The organism is Vreelandella sulfidaeris (genome assembly GCF_042429665.1).
Classification (GTDB): domain Bacteria; phylum Pseudomonadota; class Gammaproteobacteria; order Pseudomonadales; family Halomonadaceae; genus Vreelandella.
In genome coordinates, this window is the sequence record NZ_JBHMAC010000011.1 from 296,305 (window position 1) to 312,502 (window position 16,198).

Sequence of the window (16,198 nt, forward strand, 5' to 3'; positions counted from 1 at the left end):
GACCTAACTCCCTATTACCCGGGGCAGTACGGCAAGTGCGCCCACCACTATCCAGAACGTCACGACGTTATAGCGCCATAGTATGTTAACCACCGCTGGCTCGAACGGTGCATGGGCGCCCACGTAGCCATACCCGACCCGCAGTCCTTGCAGCAACGAAAGCACGCAGCCTAACGCGGCATGCAGCAACACATACAGCAGGCCTACCATGATCACCGCATCGTGGGTGGTCTCGGTAACCTCCAGGTTGGCGTTGAGTAATACCCACACGGTGACGGCTATTTGAATCGCGCCAAGAGCACTGCTGCCAAACATACCGATGGCTAGCCCTTTATCACTCTGCTGACGTAATCTCTGTACGCCTTTTTGCGCTATCAACGCGCCAGCGGTAAGTGCCACACCGGCAGCCACTAACCCAACCAAGGAGAGCGGTGAGGTATCGGGCATCCGCCATTCAGGCGAGACCGTCCAGAGGTAGAACCACCCAAACAGGTAGGAAAGAAAAAACGAACCATTGGCAAGCATGGTGATCGACATTGCCCACAAACCAGGTCCATCCATCGTGCGTGAATGCAGGGGAGGATCGCCGGGCTTGACCTCTGCATCCGGGGCCGCTTTGGGATGCGCACCGTTTTCCCAAGACCAGCGCAGCAGAAAAAACGCCGACACGATCACGGCGATACCGGCCAGCAGATAAACACTGGTGAGCAGGCTGATACATACCACGGCCAATGCCAACGCGGCGAAAAAAGGCCACCACGAGTTGCCCGGCAGGTGAATGGTTTCACGCACTTTGCCAGTGAGCGGATCGCTGCCCCACATTTCACGGCGCCCATGGCCTGCCACCGGCAGCCCATGCTGGCCCTCAGCCATGGTGCGAGGTAAATCGGGGTTATCCCATAAGGGGTGGCGTGTTTCGACGGTGGGCAAACTGATAAAGTTATAGGCACTCGGTGGCAGGCTGTTAGCCCACTCCAGCGTACCGGCATTCCATGGATTATGCGGAGCGGGTTTGCCGAACCGGAAATGCAGGGCGATATCCACTAACATCATGGCAATACCCGCAGAGAGGATAAAGCCGCCGACAGACGAAATGAGGTTATATATATCCCATCCCATCCCGGTCTCATACGAGTAAATACGCCGAGGCATACCCATCAGCCCCGTCCAGTGCATAATCAGGAAGGTAGTATTAAAGCCAATAAACGTCAGCCAAAAACCCCATTTACCCAGCGTTTCCGACGGCATGCGTCCTGAAAATAGCGGCAGCCAGTAATACAGCCCCCCAATCAGCGGGAAAAACATCCCCCCGACTAATACGTAATGCATGTGCGCCACGACAAAGTGGGTGTCGTGTACCTGCCAGTTAAACGGCACCAGTGCCAACATCACCCCGGTTAAACCACCACAGACAAAGATCACCAGAAAGCCGACGATCCACAGCATTGGCAGCTTCAGCTTGGGCTTACCCAGCCACAGCGTTGCTAACCAGACAAATACCTGAATAGCCGTAGGAACGGCCACCAACATACTGGCCGCGGAAAAGAATGCCTGGGCAAGTTGCGGTATCCCCACGGTAAACATGTGGTGAACCCATAATCCGAAACTGATGAAGCCGGTGACAATAATGGCAAACACCACCCAGCCATAGCCGACCATTGGACGCCCGGCAAATACCGGTATCAGGGTGGATACAATGCCTGCCGCCGGCAGGAAAATAATGTAAACCTCGGGATGACCAAACAGCCAAAAGAGGTGCTGCCAAAGTATCGGGTCACCGCCGCCTGCCACCTCAAAAAAAGGCATACCGGCGGCGCGCTCAAGCTCAAGCAAAACGCTACCCAGAATCAGTGGCGGAAAACCGACCACAATCATTAGCGCCATGGCCAGGATGTACCAGGCAAACAGCGGCATCTTATGCAGGGCCATGCCCCGGGTACGCGTACGCAGTATCGATACAGTGAGCTCCACACCCGCTGAAAGCGCCGATATTTCAACAAAGGTGATGCCTAACAGCCAGAAGTCGGATCCCAAACCAGGCGAATATTCATTACTGCTCAGCGGGGTGTACATGAACCAGCCGCTGTTCGGTGCCATTTCCAACACCAGACTGAAGGTCAAGATGATCCCGCCAAACAGATAGCACCAGTAGCCAAGCGAGGTTAAGCGTGGACAGACAAGGTCCCGAGCGCCGATCATCTTGGGGATCATATAGATCGCCAGACCTTCCAGTATTGGAATAGCGAACAAGAACATCATCACCGTGCCATGCATGGTGGTGACTTGGTTATAGATATCCGGCGACATGAAGTCTTGGTCAGGAAACGCCAGCTGGGTACGTACCAGCATGGCTAACATGCCACCGATCAGGAAAAACACCATGCCGGTGAGCATAAAGCGCAGACCAAGGGTGGTGTGGTTAACAATGGTCAACGCTTTCAGGCCACGCGGATTGCCCCAGATTTCATTTAGATCGCTGTGTAACTGGTTTGCGTGTTCCGGGTTATCGCCATGTCGGGTAACATCACTGTCAAGCGTTATCATGGTGTAAGCGTCTCCAGCCAGGCACCTAAGGACGCCAATGTGGACGCGTCAAGGTCCCGATGAGACGGCATTTTATTACCCGGCTTTAACTGTTCATGGTGCTCCAACCAATTGGCCACAGCGCCCTCTTGCATGGGCATTACCCCCGCCCCTAGGCTGGTACGGCTGCCAAGATCAGAAAGATCAGGCCCTATACCGGCAGTCGAGATGCCTGCTACCCGATGGCAGCGTGCGCAATGGGTCATAAATGCCTCCCTGGCAGGTTCATGTTGTTGGTCACTCGCTGCCAACGCCGATAGCTCGCTATCTTGGCGGGCCGCTAGCCACGCCTCATACTCATCACGCTCAACGGCTTCGACATAGAGCTGCATTTGAGTGTGCTGAAGGCCACAGAACTCGGCGCACTGAGCGCCAAATACCACCGGTTCATCTGCTTCCAAACGAATTTTATTAACGTAGCCGGGGATCATGTCAATCTTGCCACCTAAGCGCGGCATCCAGAATCCGTGAATAACATCAGCACTTGTCACATGAAAGTCCACCGGCTCACCGGCAGGCATGATGAGCTGATTGGCCGTCACCACTTCGCCCCCTTCAGCCCCCGGATAGCGCACTTCCCACCACCACTGATGGCCGATGACTTCAATCACCTCCGGCGGTTCACTCAATGGCAGCGTCAACATCTGCCGGCCGGTGGGCACCCCAAAGATTAACAGTACCGTAATACTCGCCACCGGCAGTGCAATACCACCGCCTATAATCCAGCGACGCGCCACCCGGCGCTCCTCGGCCGGTGTCCGCTTGACCTCTTTCCGCTTGAAGGTATAAAGCCAAATAATCGTCAGCGCCACCAATACCACACTGGCAAAACCGAACATCGCCCACCAGATGATGGCCACATCGCGGGCGGCAGGCCCGGCTGGGTTTAGGATAGACTTATCGCCTCCGCAGCCAGTCAGCAATACCGCTAACAACATCAGCGGGCCATAAAGTCGGTTGACCCTCTGCCTGGTTAAGCGTTGAATAATGTGAATCATCCTTGAATTCCTTTTGCTACCCACAGGAAGTGACCATGGCAAAATCTCGCCCTCTCTCGATCGTCAGCCGCGTATCTATCGCAGGCCACCCGCTGCATCCCGTTATGATTCATTTCCCTGTCGCGGCGCTGTTGGCACTGTTGGCCAGCGATATCGGCTATTGGATAAGCGGGGATCCCTTTTGGTTGCGGGCCAGTTTGTGGTTGTCTGGTGTGGGTACTTTTGGCGGCTGGATTGCCAGCACGGCAGGTATTATTGATTTGGTGACGGTGCCCCGCATCCGCCGTTTGGTGACCGGCTGGAGCCACGCCATTGTTGCGGTCGTGATGTTGTCGCTGGCGTCGCTGAACTGGCTGATGCGCTATAACGATCCCGATGTGGTTTTGCCGTGGGGGCTGGCCGTATCGCTGATCACCGCCGTTCTGATCTCGGTAGCGGGGTTGCTGGGTGGTCAATTGGTGTACGAACACGCCGTGGGGGTTGATGTTGAGAAATAACGCCACCTTGTTAGCTCCAATCCAGCGGTTTAGCTAACACAAAAGTGAGAACGCTACAGATGCCCGCTAACGCGACGCATAGCGCTATCCAGGTAATGGGCTTTACCCAACGGTAGTGACCGGTTTCAAGACGAAGTATTAACCAGCCAAAACAGCCGTGCGCAGCGACCATCGTCACCACGGCTCCCAGCTTTAAAATGAGCCAACCGCCCAATACGCCATAGACCAGAAATAGCAGCGTACCCGACGCAATCGCGGCCAACGCAGCGGGGGTGGCTATGGAGTTATAAAAAAAACGCGGCATGGGCGGCGTACCCTGCGCAAAGCCGGAGTCCTTGCGCAGCTGAAGCGTCTGGTTGAGCAAGGCAGGGAGGTAAAGCAGCGAACCGCACCAGATGACTAGCGCGGCAATGTGAAGAAGTTTAAGCCAGGGCATCGGAGCTTCCTTGCATTGCTAAGGCATCCCTTAACCTTAGCCAACCTATGCCACTCTGGCTAGCCGTTTAGCTCACCTGGATCTCGTAACCGGTGAATTTGCGGAGATTAATGACGCCGGTATCGAGCAGCAAATACTGCCCTTTGACGCCCTGCAGCATCCCCTCCACCAACGGCTGTTTGTCAAAATTATGCGACACCACCTTGGTTGGAAAAACATTCACGGGATAATGAAAATGGCGCGCTGGCTGCTCCAATGAACGTATGGCATCCGCACCATGCTCATTGCGCAGCTGATTGAGCCCACCGCTTAACACGTCCAACAAGCGGTCACGCTCAGCGGCCAAATCGATAGGCGCCACATCACCCTTCAGCATGGCCCGCCAGTTGGTACGGTCTGAGACCTGCTCTTTAAACAGCATTTCGACAAACCCCGACTGCTGGCGGGTATCAACTTCAAGGATTGGCAATGCCTGTATAGCGCCCTGATCCAACCAGCGAGTAGGCATTTGCGTGTTGCGGGTAATACCGACTTTAAGTCCTGAAGAGTTAGCCAGATAGACCACATGGGGCTGGAAGCAGTGCCGCTCACCCCACTCAGGCTCTCGGCAGGTACCTTGGAAATAGTGACAGGTTTCCGGTTTCATGATGCAGGTATCACACTGAGCCAATCGCTTGAAGCAGGGGTAGCAGTGCCCCTGGCCAAAGCTTTTTTTGGTCGCCCGGCCGCAGTGGGTACAGGCAATGGCACCTGTCCAGCGAAGACGAATCGGCTCACCAATACGCTCATTAAGCGCAATACGGTGATCACCCGCACGCAGGTGATAGATCACCTGTTCTTCTTGGCGCTCGGGTAATGCCGTCGCCATTTTGCTTAAACAGCCCTGCACGTCTTGTACAATCACGTCTTGTTCAATCACGGGTAGCATCACGAGCCAAGCCGGCCATCGCTGGCGTGACCCCCGCGCCGCTGGCAGCGGCCCCACAGGTACGCTGCTCTAAATAACCCACGCGGCTCTCCTCCGGAACGTTATTTTCCGCTTCATAACGCATGACAGCTTCCAGACACAGCTCGGTCTGCTCGGGCGTTAAGCGGCGCCCGTCAGGCCACTTGCGAAGCGAAACAGCCTGTTTAAGGCTTTCGTAAATCGCCGGGGTCATCTGGTTGATCATTTTCTCAAACGTCATTTCGCTCATTACAGGCCTCTTAACGATTTTTCAAACGGCGGGATGAATAATACCAGCCAGTGGCAAGCCCCACGAGTAATCCTCCCAAGTGGGCTTCATTGGCCACGTTGCCGAAACCAACGCTCCCCGCCATATCGGTCATGGTAAAAACCATCCAACCCAGCATAAACACCACTAGCATCTGGGGTACAAAAAAACCGCTTTGCGGGACTCGGCGAGACATAAGCCACACGTGGGCCAGCAACGCATAAACGACCCCCGACATACCACCGAATAGAACAGTACCGGTCACATACTGAGCCAGATTGGCGCCAACCCCAGCCACCAATAGCATCAGTAGCATCGTGCGACTGCCCTGCAGTGTTTCAATTTGACGACCGAAGTACCAAACCCACATTAAATTGAAGATTAGATGCATCAAACCAAAGTGTAGGAAAGCAGGCGACAACAAGCGCCACACCTGCCCGGAAGAGAGTGTTTGAGTCAGATTGCCGAACACCAATTCACCACCAGCAATACCTATCGGCACAATGGTTAACGCCACAATTAGCTGGTCACCAAACACTTCAATCAAGGCAAACACTGCAAGACTGATGACCACCATCATTGCCGTCACCGGCACTTTTTTCAGGCTAGCCAATGAGGTGGACATGCTGTGTGTGCGTTTGGCAGGCTGTTGAAGAACTAATGGCTCGCCGCGCGTCCAGCGCGCCACAATGGCTTGTAGCTCATCGCGCTGGCGTGGGTCGGCCACCCATAGTAACTGGCCCTCGGCCTCATCCGTAATACGATGACCGATACGGTGGCGCCATAGGGCTTGACGCAATTCACTGGTATCGGCGTGATCGGGCAAAAGCATCACTGGATGCATAACATCCCTCTAATCAAGGCGCTAGCGGTACGCTGACAGCAGCGGGTAGGGTGTGAGTGCATAAGACGGCTGCCAACAAACAGGCAAAAAAAACCGGCGGTGGGGACCGCCGGAGAATAAAAGCAAGGGATCATTCAAGGGAACACTTACTCAGATAGCCGCCAGCGGTGTTAGTTCAGCCGTTTTTCAAAAATAATGTAATAATATGTAACTCATAAAAAGCCACGCTAATCAAAGTCGACTTCCCAGGATTTAGGCAGTGCACGCTCTTCAGTCGGGACCTTAACCCACATAAAGTGATCAGCATTTAATACTGCTTCACCGCTCCAACGGTAAGCCACCAGCCGCCCATATTTAACCGCACTATAATCCAAACAAGCGATATTGCGAGCAGGTAGCGCCGGGATTCCCTCGCACCAGTAGTGACCAATAAAGAGCGGTGGCTGTTCAGGCCCATAAAAACTTAGTTGTTGATGCTCACTACCGCTAAGCTCACGGGTTTCCAGATCGCCGGGCAAGTTATCCGGCTGAAAAACGACATCACCCCATAGCCGTGGAGACTGAGCCCAAAAGTGGGCGCGAAAGCTCTTTCGCGTATAGCCATCACCCGATTGGATCACCACACCCTCGGGCAAAGAGACACTTGGGCCACGGGTAAGGCGATCTAAAATACGATACGTTTCGGTAGCGGGATCAGTGGATTCGATCAGCATCTGTGTATCCAGACAACAGTCGGGACGACGTTGCTTAAGAGCATCGATCAGCTTTTCATCCCAGCAGGCATGCACGACGCGAATGCCATCAAGCTCCAGACACAGCGGAATCGTTTTAAACCACGCCAGGGTGTCCTCCCACTCGTTGGTGTAGTCACGATACTGATCCAGGGTGTCTTGAATAATACGATTATGACGCGGCGTATGTTCACGCAACCAGCGTTTTTGGCTGCCTGCAGGCGCGGGATGGGTGTATGCCAATGCGTTATGTTCGTGATTCCCCATCACTATGTAGGCTTCGCCCTGCTCGACCATGCGTTTGGCAACGGTCACCGCCAATCGAATACGCGGCCCTCGATCAATCAAGTCGCCTAAAAAGATAACCTTACGGCGAGGATGGCGATAAACACCCCCCTTTGACTGGTAGCCCATTTTTTCCAGTAGTGAGACAAGCGTAGCCCCACAGCCGTGTACATCACCAATCAGATCGTACCCTTCCAAGCGAGGCTTTCCTTGCGTGTCATGCTGCATGCTTAATCCCCTAACCGGTGGCTCCAGCCTAATTTGCTGCGCAGCACTTCATAGAAATTATGGCCAAGGGGATGAACGAGCTGAACGCGTTCTGGCTTGCGTGTAATGACCAGTACATCATGGGGCTTAGCCACCGCGCGGGTTTGCCCATCACAACTAATATGCGGATAAGAGTGGTTGGTATCGCCAATGTGAATACGAATTTCGCTGGCAGCATCAATCACAATGGGTCGGCTCGACAAGGTATGCGGAAACATGGGCACCAGCGTTACCACATCAAGCTTAGGATGCATGATCGGCCCCCCGCCCGACAGCGCGTAGGCCGTAGAGCCGGTAGGCGTGGCAACAATTAAGCCATCGCTGCGTTGGCTATACACAAACTGTCCATCGATAAACAGCTCAAATTCAATCATGCGAACGGCTTTGCCTGGGTGCAGTACCACCTCATTCAAGGCATCGCCATTACCGACGGCGACCCCATTACGATAAAGCACGGCGTCGAGCAGGAAGCGCTGTTCTATTTCAAATTCTCCCGCGAGCACCTCACTTACCCGGGTTTCCAGCTCATCAGGCGAGATGTCGGTGAGAAACCCAAGCCGACCGCGATTAACACCAAGAATTAACGTTCCGCTGCGGCATAAAGTACGCGACGCCCCCAGCAAGCTGCCGTCGCCGCCTATTACGATCACCAGGTCACACAGTTCTCCCAGCATACGGCGGCTAGCTTCTGGTTGACCATGGTGAGGCAACACGGTAGCCGTGCGATCTTCCACTAACACTGAGTATTCGTGGGCCACCAGGTAGGTCACCAACCGTTGCAGTGAGTCGACCACTTTGTCACTGCCCAGCCGACCAATCAGCCCAATGGTTTTAAAGGGTCTGGCTGACTTGCCGCGGGAAAGCGACTTAGCGTCTGATGGTAGGGCGTTGCTCATAGACCGACTCTCGCTAACATAAGTCGCTATTATGGCGATAGCGCACGTATCGGGCAAATAGGCTTAGCTGACGGCCGGCTGGCGGCGCTGGCACCACCAGTGATTTAGCCACAATGACGCCCCCATGATGAGTGCGCCTAACAGTAAGCGAGGGATATCGGCATCACGATTCCAGATCAACAGGTTCACGATCAACCCCGCAGGCACTAAAGCATTGTTCATCACTGCCAGCGTGCCCGCATCCACTTTCGTGGCACCCTGGTTCCACGCAAAGTAGCCCACACCGGAAGCCACTAACCCCAACCAAGCCAACACGCCCCATTGGAGAGAGGTGGCAGGAAGCGCGGCGCTATTGCCAAATAATAGGAAAGCGGGCAGCGCGACGATCATGGCACCGATAAAGAACCAGCCGAAAACATTATGCCATGCAAGCGAAGGAGGCAGGTCAGCCGCTAAGCGGCGATATCCAACCTGACCAATGGCAAAGCACAGGTTGGCCCCTTGCACGACAAGAAACCCTGCCCAAAAGCCGCTATCCACCCCGTCATAACGAATGATCCCTGCCCCCACGACAGCCAGCAAGGCAGTTACGATATAGATCGGCGTGAAACGCTTGAACAGGAGATCATCTAATAGCGCGATATAAATGGGGGTAAAAATAGTGAATAGCAGCACCTCAGGCACTGAGAGCAACAAAAAAGATTGGTAGAAAAAGGTATACATCACTCCTAGCTGCACGGCGCCTAAACCCATCAGCGCGAGTCGCTGCTTACCGCGCAGAAGGCGTGGGCGCAAAAAAGGCAAGAAGACCAGCATGGCCAAAGTTACCCGCATGAGCACCGCAAAATAGCTGTCAACCTGACCGGCGAGATATACACCAATGAGTGAAAAGGAGAATGCCCACAGCGCCGTGACGCCCACCAGATAGCCCATTGTAAACCCCTTCTCACAAAATAGTTTACATGGATTATACGCGTCTAGGCTTGGCTGCCAAGCGCTAAACCATACCAACACGGCCTGGTTAACGTTTTAGCAGCCACCAAAACGCATACAAGATACCGGGAAGCCATCCTAGCAGCGTCAATAACACCGCGATCATCACTCGCTTGGCACCGCCATGGGTCAAACCGACCGCGAGAGGGGGAAACAGCAACGCCAAGGCGTAATACGCTATTTTCAGCGCGCCTGGCTCCGCGGCTACTGATGGTGTTGTTGGCGTTTGAACTGGTTCGGTTTGAACTGTTTCGCTTTGAACTGGCTCGGTCTGGACAACTGAGGGCGCTTCACTAGACGGCGGGGTGAAATGCTCTACCGCACCAGAAGCTGGCTCAGCGGCCTTTGCTGCCCGCTCTTGAGCCACTCGATGGGCTTCTTTATCAATTTTTTGCTCAAGCGTTTCTGCACCGTCGGCTAAATCATCGTGATGGCGCTCCCAATCTTCCCAATCGTGAGGCGTCCCGGATTTAGGTCGTTGATGTCCCGAGCCACGGGCACGTTCCCAGGCCTTTTCTTCTAGGGTATTTGGACGATCAGGATCCCTGTCGCCCCCCACTCCCTTTCGATTTAGGTATTCTCGGGCATCCATGGAATGCTCCTCATTTCGTTAATTCACGGTCATTGATTGCGTAGACGCTGACGGCTTAGCGTCTTTATACGCGCATTAGCGTTGAATAAAGATAGCTTGCAGGCAACACGCAATGAGCCAAATCACCTACAGTAAAAAGAGGTATCTATTTTAACGCGCAAACGACCAAGGATAAGAAAGCACCGCTTACCTGGCAGCCATTTTCTTAGGATTAATGTTGATAGGACTTTTTTCAACCAGAGCGTGTATCGGAGAGCCTAGCTTTCAACGGCGCTGAACGTGATGCGAAAGGAGTGTTTATAATGACTAAAACAGCCCCTAATACTGTCCGCGACATCATGTCCCGTGACTGCTATTGCGTCTCCCCAGAGGCATCCGTGACCACCTTGGCGAAAGGATTAGCCCTGCACCGCTTACCTGGCGCGCCGGTCGTCGATCACGCTAATCGATTAATTGGCTTCATTTCCGAACAGGATGTTATGGGTCGAGTGCTTGATAGTATTTACCACGATCATGAAGCACCCTTGGTAAAAGAAATGATGCGGCATGACGTGCTCAGCGTATCGCCCAATAAATGCATTACCGACCTAGCTCAAGAAATGCTAAATGCCAAACCCAAAGTATACCCGGTTGTCGAGCAGCAGCGTTTGGTCGGGATCGTCACGCGGCGTGATATTCTCATTGCTCTTCTAGCGATGCGTGGCCATTAACAATCAAGGTAGAGTCGTTCTGGGCTTATATTGAGCTCGGCTTATATTAAGCTCGGCTTATTGAGCGCTGTACGACTACATGAAAATAGCCAAAAAACAGTCAAAAAAAACCGCTACTCGGTGAGTAGCGGAAGCAAGGGATCAAAACAATAGAGTCAAGGCAACAACTTTAGCGACTGCTATCACGATGTTGCCTGTACTAACTCAGACAGGCATCACAGGAAAAGTTCGCAAAAAAGGGAAAATTTTCATGTCACATGAGGTCAAGCGTATAATCGCCGGTCATCAATTAACGGGTAATGTCTAGGAGCACAGCGAATGGCGCTCTATTTATTAGTGTTTGGAGTCTGCGTTCTGGTGCTTGGCGTGGTAATGCTGGTACTGATGACCTCAAGTGCGCCTCGTTATCGTACCGAGCCTAAAGATTTGCTGGCTCTGTTCGACAAAGCGCTCAGCAGCCAAGTGAGCGAAACCGAATGGAACGCTATTATCGGCTATCCCATTCGGCATAACGAGTACTTGGATGGTATTCGGCGGCGTGCCGCGCATTTAATGGAACAACACGGCCGACGCTGGATGATTGCTCAGGGCAAGCCGCTGCTCAATCAAGAGGGCCAAGCTGAGCTGAAGGCCCTACGTGATCATTTGTCCGCCCATACAGCCCTTCGCCAGCCATAGATACATAGATACATAGATACATAGATAGCAGCGGTTCGTGAGAGCGCTTGCGGTTCAGGAGACCGGTTATGCCCAGCACTATTCGACAACTACCCCTAGCCAGCGCAACACATCACCATACTCATGATTTTCATCAGATAGTCATTACCATGTCGGGTTCGTCTGAATTTGAAATTGAAGGGCTGGGCGGTCGCGTCAATGCATTTTCGGGCTGCATAGTGCCCGCTAACCACGAGCACTTCTATTCTGGGAATGGGGATAACCGACAACTGATCCTTGACCTGCCTGAAGATGCGCCAGCGCTTACCGGTGAAAACCGCGAATTAGTGGCGTTGTTTGATGCCCCCCGTTTTTTTGGCCTGGATAATCCACTGCGCCATTACTTAGCCTTTATGGAGAGCGAGCTGGCTCAAGGGTTCGATACGTCAACCACCTCGTTTCAGCAAGACCGTTTAGCGGCTACACTGCTGGGTTCGCTTAAAGCACGCCTGGGCACTGCCACCCAAAGCAGTCAGCAGCGGCTGGATTTAGCACGCATTAATCGGTTTATTCGCCAGCATTTAGCCGAAGACCTGCGTGTTGCTGATTTGGCCCGTTTAGCGTGTTTGAGTGAAGCGCATTTTTCCGATTGTTTTCGTGCACAAACAGGGCTTTCACCCTGGCAGTACGTCAAGCGCCAGCGGCTCAACGCAGCTCGCCAGATGGTCTTGCAAAGCCGCCTCCCCCTCACGGACATCGCCATTCAAACGGGTTTTGCCAATCAAAGCGCCTTATCTCATGCATTTCGACGTAGCTATGGCCTTTCACCGCGTAAATTGCGACAAGGTTATGTTTCCTCCGTTACGCCTAGCCCATCGAAACACCCTGTAGGGTCGCTGGCAGGTTAACAAACCTTATACCAAAGTCGTAAAAACCCTATGTTTGCCATGAAATTGACACGTTTTGCCTTGAAACCAGCATACACATGACGTAGCTGCACTCTACATTCGCGTATTAACGTGGGCGTAATGCCCTGTTACCCATTCGCTCTTTAAGACTTTCGGGGGCTTCAATGCTAAATGCCAACAATATGCGTGACCCTGCCATCTGGCAAACTGATCTCGATACTCTCATGGCCCGCGTTAGCGACCACTACCTCGTAGATGAAAGCGCCTACGTCAGCGAATTGATTGATGTACTGAATGCCAACCGCGATGATTTTGCCCGCATTGAAGCCAACACGGCAGCACTGGTAGAAGACGTCCGTAAAATGGACACGGCCGTTGATACCATTGACGAGCTACTCCAGCAGTACAGCCTGGATACCCATGAAGGGCTGATGCTGATGTGCCTAGCAGAAGCCATGCTGCGTATTCCCGACAAGGCCACTGCCGACGCCTTGATCGAAGACAAACTAGGCCCTGCTGACTGGCAGTCCCATGTCGGCAAAAGCGAATCCTGGATGGTCAACGCCTCAACATGGGGCCTTTTGATGACCGGCCACGTGCTGAAAATGGATCATCCTAAAGAGGGCCAGCCTGCCAACTTCATCAATCGCATGGTCAACCGCATGGGCGAGCCGGTGATTCGCCGCGCCATGTATGAAGCGATGAAGATCATGGGCAAGCAGTTCGTCCTTGGCCGAGACATCAATGAAGCCTTGAAACGCTCTAAGCCTCTATTCGATAAAGGCTACACCTACTCCTACGACATGCTTGGTGAAGCCGCGCGCACCCGCGCCGACGCTCAGCGCTATTTTAATGATTACACCCGTGCCATTGAGCAAGTGGGTAAAGCGTGTAAAACGCTAAGTGATAAAACGCCAGCACCGTCAATATCTATCAAGCTTTCTGCTCTTCACCCCCGCTATGAGTTTGGTCGTCGCGAGCAGGTATTAGCCGAGTTAGTCGACACGGTTATTAAATTAGTTACCCAAGCGCGGGCGCTGAACGTCGCCGTCACTATCGATGCGGAAGAAGTCGATCGTCTGGAAATTTCGCTGGAAGTGTTCCGTGCGGTTTACGAGAGCGAAGCCGCCAAGGGCTGGGGCCATTTTGGCTTAGTGATTCAAGCTTACTCCAAGCGCGCCTTACCGGTACTCCATTATATCAATCGCCTGGCGGATCTACAGGGTGACGAAATTCCGCTACGCCTGGTGAAAGGCGCTTACTGGGATACTGAAATTAAAGAGTCCCAGCAGCTAGGCGTGGATGGCTACCCAGTATTTACTCGCAAAGCGGGTACCGATGTCGCCTACTTAGCCTGCGCGCAATTCCTGCTTTCCAACGACACCAGTGGACGTATTTTCCCGCAATTTGCTACCCATAACGCCCATACCATCACGACCATTCTGGAATTAGCCAACGATAACAAGCGTCCCTTCGAGTTTCAGCGTCTGCACGGCATGGGCGAAGCGCTCTATGAGGCGGCGCTAGAGCGTGCACCAAAAGGTACTTACTGCCGTATTTATGCGCCGGTAGGTGCTCACAAGGATCTCCTTCCCTACTTGGTTCGTCGCCTGCTTGAGAACGGTGCCAACTCATCGTTTGTCCATCAGCTTGTCGATCCTGATGTGCCTGTCAAATCACTTTGCCAGCACCCAATCGAGACCCTACTCAAACAGAAACACTTGGCCAACATGAACATTCCGTTGCCCAAAGATATTTACGGTCCGAAACGGCGGAACTCACACGGCGTCAATCTCAATATTCGTAGCCACTACTATCCATTAATGGAAAAAATGGCGGCGTTTATGGATAAACAGTACCCAGCCAAGCCGCTATTGGCCTTTGATGTCGCCGACAATGCCGCCAATACCCATAGCATTACAAGTCCTTATGACCGTCGCCAACGCGTGGGTAGCGTCCAGTGGACCAGTAAAGAGCAAGCCACTAAAGCGCTGGATGCCGCCTGGGTTGCCTACCCTCGCTGGAATGACACGCCGGTGGCCGAGCGCGCCGCTATTGTGCGCCGTCTAGGTGATTTGATGGAAGAGCATATGCCGGAACTGATGGCACTATGCTCGCGAGAAGGTGGCAAGCTACTTACCGATGGTGTCGGCGAAATCAAAGAGGCAGTCGACTTCTGTCGCTTCTACGCGATGCGGGCAGAGGAAGATTTCGGCGAAGCCATCGTGCTGCCCGGCCCCACCGGTGAATCCAATCGTTTGATGATGAGCGGCAAAGGGGTATTCGCGGCAATCAGCCCGTGGAATTTCCCAGTCGCCATTTTCTGCGGGCAGATAGTCGCCGCTGCGGTCACCGGCAATACCGTACTGGCCAAGCCAGCCGAACAAACCTCCATCGTTGCTCATCGGGTCATTGAGTTGCTCCATGAAGCAGGCATGCCGCGAGATGTCGTTCAGCTTTTGCCGGGTGACGGCCCCACGGTGGGCAGCGTGCTGACGTCCGACCCACGCATTACCGGGGTGGTATTTACTGGCGGTACCGACACGGCCCATATCATCAATCGCGCGCTGGCAGCGCGTGAAAACGCCCCGCTGCCCACGTTGATTGCTGAAACCGGCGGCATGAATGCCATGATTGTCGACTCAACGGCACTGCCCGAACAGGTGGTAGTGGATGTCGTTCAATCAGCGTTTCAGAGCGCGGGGCAGCGCTGTTCGGCACTGCGCGTGCTGTACCTTCAAGACGACGTTGCCGACCGGGTGATTGAAATTCTTAAAGGGGCTATGGATGAGCTGCGCATTGGCGACCCACGCGACTTGGGTACCGATGTAGGGCCAGTTATCGACGAAGATGCCCGCAAGGGCTTGCTCGAACACATAGAACAGTTGAAAGCTGAGAACCGCTTGGTAGCGGAAACACCTATGGCCGCTGAGCATACTCAGGAGGGCACCTTTGTGCCGCCGGTAGCGTTCACTATCGACAGCATCGACGCCCTCACGCGCGAACAGTTCGGTCCAATCCTTCATATCGTGCGCTATAAATCCAGCGAACTCGACAAGGTCATTAACGACATCAATGGTCGCAACTACGGGCTGACATTTGGCATTCATAGCCGTAATGAATCATTTGCCGCTGAAATAGCGAAGAAAATGCGCGTAGGCAATATCTATATCAACCGTAATATCATAGGTGCAGTGGTTGGCGTACAGCCATTTGGTGGGCAAGGGCTTTCCGGCACCGGTCCTAAAGCCGGTGGCCCCCATTACCTCCAGCGCTTTGTGACTGAAAAAACGGTGACTAACAACACCGCCGCGTTAGGCGGGAATGCGTCGCTACTGGCGCTGGGCGATGAGTAAATTGCTCATCGACTCCACTCACCTGACCCCATGAACAGGAAACCATTTCATGATCGACAATAATATAGGGATTGCCCTCATACGTAAGTCCTTTCCAGGCCTTATGGGGGGCACAGGGTTCTTTACTTACCAACGTACCCGTCACCACCTTGACAGCACCTTTCGCGGACGGTCACTAAGGCCAGTAACGTGATTAAGCAAAGGGTTAACAACAACAAGTCCGCGCCTCTA

Annotated in this window: 15 protein-coding genes; 5 read left to right on the top strand and 10 right to left on the bottom strand. The window is 53.6% G+C overall.

The features are described from left to right. Positions 1-3: 3 nt before the first annotated feature. Positions 4-2,544: a cytochrome c oxidase subunit I gene (ctaD, locus tag ACFFLD_RS13310; protein WP_386041417.1), complete on the bottom strand. Its 2,541-nt coding sequence runs from the start codon at positions 2,542-2,544 to the stop codon at positions 4-6. Continuing rightward, positions 2,541-3,581 carry a cytochrome c oxidase subunit II gene (gene coxB / locus ACFFLD_RS13315; RefSeq protein ID WP_386041419.1) on the bottom strand — a complete coding sequence of 347 codons (1,041 nt, stop codon included), beginning with the start codon at positions 3,579-3,581 and terminating at the stop codon, positions 2,541-2,543. The genes ctaD and coxB overlap by 4 nt, the downstream gene beginning before the upstream one ends. A gap of 35 nt (positions 3,582-3,616) precedes the next feature. On the opposite strand from coxB, the gene ACFFLD_RS13320 reads away from it, so the two are divergent. Next, positions 3,617-4,078 carry a DUF2231 domain-containing protein gene (locus ACFFLD_RS13320; RefSeq protein ID WP_386041421.1) on the top strand — a complete coding sequence of 154 codons (462 nt, stop codon included), beginning with the start codon at positions 3,617-3,619 and terminating at the stop codon, positions 4,076-4,078. A 10-nt stretch (positions 4,079-4,088) separates the two neighbouring features. On the opposite strand, the gene ACFFLD_RS13325 is transcribed toward ACFFLD_RS13320, so the two are convergent. From ACFFLD_RS13325 to ACFFLD_RS13360, 8 genes are all read right to left on the bottom strand, one after another. Continuing rightward, entirely contained in the window at positions 4,089-4,514 is a 426-nt protein-coding gene (locus ACFFLD_RS13325) for a CopD family protein (RefSeq protein ID WP_386041423.1), read from the bottom strand. A 67-nt stretch (positions 4,515-4,581) separates the two neighbouring features. Beyond that, entirely contained in the window at positions 4,582-5,442 is an 861-nt protein-coding gene (locus ACFFLD_RS13330; protein WP_386041568.1) for a DUF2797 domain-containing protein, read from the bottom strand. Further along, positions 5,426-5,710, bottom strand: a complete 285-nt coding sequence (locus tag ACFFLD_RS13335) for a YeaC family protein (protein WP_386041425.1) — start codon at positions 5,708-5,710, stop codon at positions 5,426-5,428. Before ACFFLD_RS13335 ends, ACFFLD_RS13330 begins: the two co-directional genes overlap by 17 nt. 10 nt (positions 5,711-5,720) lie before the next feature. Beyond that, complete coding sequence (locus ACFFLD_RS13340) at positions 5,721-6,572, bottom strand: rhomboid family intramembrane serine protease (protein ID WP_386041427.1); 852 nt, start codon at positions 6,570-6,572, stop codon at positions 5,721-5,723. A 227-nt stretch (positions 6,573-6,799) separates the two neighbouring features. Then, on the bottom strand, positions 6,800-7,816 hold the full coding sequence (locus tag ACFFLD_RS13345; protein ID WP_386041429.1) for a metallophosphoesterase: 1,017 nt from the start codon (positions 7,814-7,816) through the stop codon (positions 6,800-6,802). A 2-nt stretch (positions 7,817-7,818) separates the two neighbouring features. Further along, positions 7,819-8,751: an NAD(+) kinase gene (locus ACFFLD_RS13350; RefSeq protein ID WP_386041431.1), complete on the bottom strand. Its 933-nt coding sequence runs from the start codon at positions 8,749-8,751 to the stop codon at positions 7,819-7,821. A 63-nt stretch (positions 8,752-8,814) separates the two neighbouring features. Continuing rightward, positions 8,815-9,684, bottom strand: a complete 870-nt coding sequence (locus ACFFLD_RS13355; protein WP_386041433.1) for a carboxylate/amino acid/amine transporter — start codon at positions 9,682-9,684, stop codon at positions 8,815-8,817. An 88-nt stretch (positions 9,685-9,772) separates the two neighbouring features. Next, positions 9,773-10,336: a YqaE/Pmp3 family membrane protein gene (locus tag ACFFLD_RS13360; protein WP_386041435.1), complete on the bottom strand. Its 564-nt coding sequence runs from the start codon at positions 10,334-10,336 to the stop codon at positions 9,773-9,775. A 302-nt stretch (positions 10,337-10,638) separates the two neighbouring features. On the opposite strand from ACFFLD_RS13360, the gene ACFFLD_RS13365 reads away from it, so the two are divergent. The 4 genes from ACFFLD_RS13365 (at position 10,639) to putA (ending at position 15,967) form a co-directional block, all read left to right on the top strand. Then, positions 10,639-11,046 carry a CBS domain-containing protein gene (locus ACFFLD_RS13365; protein WP_386041437.1) on the top strand — a complete coding sequence of 136 codons (408 nt, stop codon included), beginning with the start codon at positions 10,639-10,641 and terminating at the stop codon, positions 11,044-11,046. Positions 11,047-11,364: 318 nt separating this feature from the next. After that, positions 11,365-11,724 (top strand): hypothetical protein, encoded by a 360-nt coding sequence (locus ACFFLD_RS13370; protein ID WP_386041439.1) that lies wholly within the window; start codon positions 11,365-11,367, stop codon positions 11,722-11,724. A gap of 68 nt (positions 11,725-11,792) precedes the next feature. Beyond that, on the top strand, positions 11,793-12,611 hold the full coding sequence (locus ACFFLD_RS13375) for an AraC family transcriptional regulator (protein WP_386041441.1): 819 nt from the start codon (positions 11,793-11,795) through the stop codon (positions 12,609-12,611). A gap of 164 nt (positions 12,612-12,775) precedes the next feature. Then, a complete protein-coding gene (putA, locus tag ACFFLD_RS13380) occupies positions 12,776-15,967 on the top strand; it encodes a bifunctional proline dehydrogenase/L-glutamate gamma-semialdehyde dehydrogenase PutA (protein ID WP_386041443.1) in 3,192 nt (1,063 codons plus the stop codon). The last annotated feature ends 231 nt before the right edge of the window (positions 15,968-16,198 follow it).